The organism is Mesorhizobium sp. M7A.F.Ca.US.005.03.2.1, from assembly GCF_003997795.1.
Lineage (GTDB): Bacteria > Pseudomonadota > Alphaproteobacteria > Rhizobiales > Rhizobiaceae > Mesorhizobium > Mesorhizobium ciceri.
The window spans coordinates 1-5,175 of the sequence record NZ_RZRP01000444.1 but is presented as its reverse complement, the minus strand read 5'-3'; the positions used below and the strand labels follow the sequence as shown (position 1 = coordinate 5,175).

The following is a 5,175-nucleotide window of genomic DNA, read 5'->3' as shown; positions in this document are numbered from 1 at the left end:
ATTCCAGATAGTCCTGGACAACGGACAACCCGATGAATTCGGACCGTTCCAGAACGCGGAACGAAGCGCCGTCGACGCGCGATGCCTGACGGTTCAATTCGGCCCGCCTTCCGCCGCTGTCATAAAGCGTCTGCGAAACGGTAAGATCCGTTTCAGCCGGATAGAGCGCATCGCCTTCGATGGAAAGAGAGCGCCGGGACGGATTGTCGAGCCGGCGAACGCCAGCCGATGCCTCGACATCGACACTGGGAAGATAAAGGCCCTTGGCCTGCCGCAACTCGAACTCGATGGCTTCGCGATTTTCGATCGCCTGTCCAATCTCGGGATTGGACTCCACCGCGACAGCCATCGCCTCCTTGAGCGTGAGCGCGTGAGCACTGCCGCAGGTCAGCATGGTGGCCGCCATCAAAAGACCAAGGCGCCTGCCTATGGTCGACATGTTTGTCGTATTCATTAATCCCACCCTAACGTTTCCCCAGCGTCCTTTTCAGAGCGCTAACCAAGCCAAGGCCTGCCCGTCGGTGGATTATTCACAGATTCACGAAATATGTGAGCGATTATTGATTTAGAGATCGCTAAATAGCCTTTTTGGGCAACAAGGCTGCGAGATGTAGCAAAAATAGCACATAACGTCGGCTCGCTGCGGTTGTATCCGGACGCCGCATTCAGTGGGAAAGCACAAAAAACGGCAGGCCAGTGGGCCGGTATGGCCAGAATCATGGCCGGTTCGGATAGCGGCTGTCGATGATCCAACCTGAAGTTGAGCCCTTTTCAGGCACGCCCCTTTGGATGCCGCGCCCAAAAATACTCCATCGCGGCGGCCGGCGTACGCTTCATGTGGCTCACTGCGGCCAAAAGCTGGTCAGCGCGCACCCTAATTTGCGCTCAACGCCACCATGCGGTCGAGCGCCGCGGTCAGGCCGCGAAGCGACACAGGGAAGCTCAGCGGGGTCTCGGCGTCCGTCGTGACATTGAGCTTCAGCACCGAGCCTCCCCTCAGCTTTCCAAGCGTCGGCCGATCGATCGTAAAGACGGAGACGCAACCCGTCGGCAGGCAGGTCCTGAAGCGCTGCGGGGACAGCGGCGGTTGATCGTCGATCTGCAGCGTCACGCCCGGATCAAGGAGGATGCCGAAGGGCAGAAGCAGGGTAGCCGTCGTCGAACCGTCCGGGCGTGCCGCGATCTCCATGGCAAGAAGCCTCTGCCCGTTCTGCTGGACCTGGTCTTGCGCAAGCGAGCACACTCTCGCCTTTTCCCGTACCGAACAGGTCACGCTCCAGTCCTGATAGACCTCACGCAGCGATGAGGGTCCATCCGGGACAGCCGCCACCTGCTGCTGCGCGGACGCCGGTGACATCAACGAAAACAGGATTGCCCCACATGCGGAGACGGCCTTCGGGCCAAGCTTCATGTGCAGACCCATTCGCGGATCTTGCATTTCTCTCCCGTCGCCTCGCAGGCATGCAAAGCGAGATCCTCCGCTTCCCGACGGGTCTCGGCCGAGTTCACGCCCCAGGGCGTGAAACGGTTCTCCACTTTGTCTGCCACGGCAAGCGCACCGCAGTGCTTGTAGGGAAAGCCGGTCTCGTCGTCATCATTCCAATGGCGATGGTTGCGGAAGACGGTGACGACGTTGCAGGCCTTTCCGCCTGCGTTCTCGCAATATTTCTGTGCGATGTCCTTCGCTTCCTGCCGCTTGTCGGCGCCCCAGAAGAAGCCGTATTTGCTATCGGCCTGCGAATAGGCAATGGCCGCCCATATGCCCTTTTCCTCCTGTTGCGGTTCCGATGGGGCCACAAGGTCGGCTGAGACGACTTGTCCGCTCCACAACAAGGTCAAGCCCAAAACTGCCAAAGCCTGCAATCTCATGGTCGGCATCCTTTCCTTGACCTCACTCGCTTCGCGTCCTACTTCGCCGCCGAAGCAAGGGAGATCACCACACAGCTTTTGCCCGTCGGCAGGAGAAGCGCTTCACCGGCATTGCCGCCGAGCTCGTAGACCTCGACCTGCCCGAGATGGTCGGTGATCTTGCTGCCCTGCGGCAGGATGGATGGGATGTCGGCGCACGGGCTGGCGAATGGCGCCACCCGCACCATCGCCCCTTCGCAACCCGTGGCGGTGGGCGATGCGAAGACGATGCCGGCGGCCGGTCCGCTATAGCGTTCCGACGCATAGTCCATGCCGACAAAAGCCTGGATGGCGTGCTTGTCGGCGGCCTGGTCGTTCCACAGGGATTTGACGCTGTATTTCGTGCCGGTCGTCAGGATCTGTCCGAGCACTGGATAGACGGTCGAGCAGGCCTGCACACCGGCCTGCTTGACATGCTCGAGGAAGGGCGTGTCCGGAAGCACGGGGGCCGCCGCTGTTGCTGCAGGTGCGGCCGTCGCGCCGCCGACCAGATTGGCGACCGCGGCGTAATTCCCGGCGGCGAAGCCAAGCCCCGCCACGACCAATCCCAGCAGTGAATATCCGGCCGCGCGTGGCCAGCGCCTTGGGGGCTCGGCCCGCCTCTGCCGATCCGCCTCGACGCTCGGAGTGCGTTTGGCGGACGTGAACTGGTCCTGCTGGCTCATGGTGGCGCCTCGGTTATTTGAGTGGTGAAAGGGCGTCTGACAGCCCCTTGAGCGTTGCGGTAACGGTGATCGTCTGCCCATCGACCGTCGAGTAGGAGATCGCCGGCGTCGCGTTCTGCGATATCTGCCGGCGCATGACGGGGCCGACCGGCAACATGCCGACACAGACCATTTCGTTGCAGCCGTTCAGCTGCACGTCGATCGGCTGCTTCTGTCCATCGAATTTCACGGACACCAGGCCATCGCTCCTGGCGTTCGGGGCGGTGCGCAGGATCATGTACGGCTTGCCGTCCTGGGTGGCGGCAAGCGACCAGCTGAAGGCCATCTTGCCGGACGCGTCCTCGATGATCTGCGAGACGTTGCAGACCTTCTTGCGGGCTTTGAGGTTCTCGTCGCAGATCAGCGTCCAGTTGTCGAATGGGCGTATGGTGCGCTGGTAGTCTCCGAGCTTCACCTCGGGCGGGAGCACCACGTCCGAAGGCTTGATCCTGTAGGTCGACGCGACCTGCCCGGCGGCCGGCACGAGGCCGCCGCAAAGCGCCAGGCAGGTCAGGGCAACAAGTCCTTTCATCCCTGCCTCAGTTCAAGGTGAAGCTGATGCCGGCGCCGACGCCGACATGCCCACCCGCTGCCGTGCCCGACAGATTGCCGCGGATGCGGCCGTCCTCGCTGGTGTAGCCCGCACCGAAGGCGAAGGCGCCTGCGTCGCGCCAGAGGCCGCCACCCGCCGCGACGCTCAGCTTTCCGGGCCGGTCGTCGTAGCGCAGCGAGGCGGCGGCGAGACCTATCGCGGCCGCCTGCCGGGCCTCGTCGCGGATGCCGTTGATGTCCGAATTGAGCTGGCCGAGCTTCTGGTCGGTATAGTCGTTGGCCTGCTGCAGGGTCGTGGCGGCTACCTTGTCGGTGTAGTCGTTGGACGTATCGATAGCGTAAGCCACGCGGTTGTCCGTATAGCTCTTGCCGGCGGTCAGGCCCTGGTTCATCTGGTCGACATTGACCGCATCGGTCCCTTTGACGCCGGGGCCGACATTGGAGATGACGACCGGCGCGTTGACGTCGCCACCCTGCAGCGTGATGGTGTTCGACTTGACGCCGCCCGGGGCGTCATAGGTCACCGCGTTCTGGGTGAGGTTTCCGACGCCGGCTTTCAAATCCTCGATCGCCGTGTTGGTGGCGTAGAGCTGCGAGCCGTTGATCGCATCCGTGCTGCCGGCATCGACGCGCCCGGCGGCGACGTTGGTGATCGTCCGCTCGGCGCCGGCATCGCCGACGCTGACGGTTCCGGTCGGAGTCGTTCCGGCGAAGGTGTAGGTCTTGCCGCCGATGACGGTGCTGGAGGTGCCGACGGCTGTCTGCGTCACCGAGCCGGAGCCGAGCGCCACATCGTTGGCGTTGTTGGCATGCGCACCCTGGCCGAGCGCGACGGCGCCCGCCCCGGTAGCCGTCGAGCCATGGCCCGCAGCCACGCTCTCGGCGCCGCTCGCCACGCTTTCCGGCCCGATCGCCACCGCGTTGGTGCCGCCGGCGATGCTGTCGGCCAGCGTCGAATTGGCGTGGAAGTATTTGATGCCGCCGCCATTGCTGATGGTGGTCAGGGCATTGTCGACGGCCGTCAGGCCGTCATAGACGGTCGAGTAGTTGTTGCCCTGGATAGTGTAGGTCGGGCCGGTGATCGAGCCGTCGGGATTGATCGTGGTAACGCCGCCGAACAGGTCGGTGACGTTTTTCGTCACGCCGCGCAACTGCGAGACGTTGACGCCGTCGGTATCGGCCGAACCCGCTGCGACATTGGTCAGCTTGCGTTCGGCCCCGGCGGCGCCGATCGACACCTCGCCGACCGAGGTCTGCGGACCGGCGAGCGCGAAGGCCGTGTAGCCGGCCTGCGCGCCGACCGTGGTGATGGATTGCGCACCGAGCGCCACGCTGTTGATGAAGGTGCTCTGGGCGCCGGCGCCGAGCGCCACCGACTGGACACCGGACGCCAGCGAATTGGTGCCGAGCGCCAGGCCGTCGGCCAGCAACACATGGGCGTTCTGGCCGATGGCCGTTCCGCCGGGCGCTGTCAGGTCGACGATGGCGCCATTGCCGATGCCGATGCCATTGTCGCCGTTGACGACAGTCGTCGGGCCGACCGCGACCGATTCCGCGCCGACCGCGAGCGAGTCGCCCGCCGCCGAATTGGCGTGGAAGTATTTCGTCGAGGTAACCGATACGGCAGCGATGGCGCCGGCGAGCTGGCGCACCGTCACTGCGTCTTGGTCCTGCGTGCCGTCGGCCACGTTGGTGATCTGCCGGTAGGAGTTGACATCGCCGACCGAAACGGCGCCGAGCAGCGTCTTGTCGCTCGTGTTGTACTGGATGAAGTTGGACGGACCGGCCGCGATCTGGCCGGTGGCCGGAGCGATCGCGCGATCGGAGATCGAACCCGAGCCCAGCGCCACGCTGCCGTCGATGCTGGCCTTGCTGTCGCGGCCGAGCGACAGCGCGCTGATGCCGGTCGCGGTCGCATTGTAACCGACCGCTGTGGACCCGACGCCTTGGGCGAAGGAATCGGTCTGCGCCAGCCCGGCCTCGTTGGTGCGGGCGTAGCGGATGCCTATGC

At 64.2% G+C, this 5,175-nt stretch carries 6 protein-coding genes; all 6 read right to left on the bottom strand.

From position 1 onward, the window contains the following. On the bottom strand, window positions 1-454 hold a 454-nt coding region (locus EN991_RS22495; protein WP_164769297.1), incomplete at its 3' end, for a TolC family protein. A gap of 420 nt (window positions 455-874) precedes the next feature. After that, window positions 875-1,423: an invasion associated locus B family protein gene (locus tag EN991_RS22490; RefSeq protein WP_127369579.1), complete on the bottom strand. Its 549-nt coding sequence runs from the start codon at window positions 1,421-1,423 to the stop codon at window positions 875-877. Then, window positions 1,408-1,869: a DUF4189 domain-containing protein gene (locus EN991_RS22485; protein ID WP_127367298.1), complete on the bottom strand. Its 462-nt coding sequence runs from the start codon at window positions 1,867-1,869 to the stop codon at window positions 1,408-1,410. The genes EN991_RS22490 and EN991_RS22485 overlap by 16 nt, the downstream gene beginning before the upstream one ends. A gap of 38 nt (window positions 1,870-1,907) precedes the next feature. After that, a complete protein-coding gene (locus tag EN991_RS22480; protein WP_013529841.1) occupies window positions 1,908-2,573 on the bottom strand; it encodes a hypothetical protein in 666 nt (221 codons plus the stop codon). A gap of 13 nt (window positions 2,574-2,586) precedes the next feature. After that, on the bottom strand, window positions 2,587-3,144 hold the full coding sequence (locus EN991_RS22475; protein WP_013529840.1) for an invasion associated locus B family protein: 558 nt from the start codon (window positions 3,142-3,144) through the stop codon (window positions 2,587-2,589). Between the two features lie 7 nt (window positions 3,145-3,151). After that, window positions 3,152-5,175: YadA-like family protein (locus EN991_RS22470; protein ID WP_206519231.1), on the bottom strand; the 2,024-nt coding region annotated here is incomplete at its 5' end.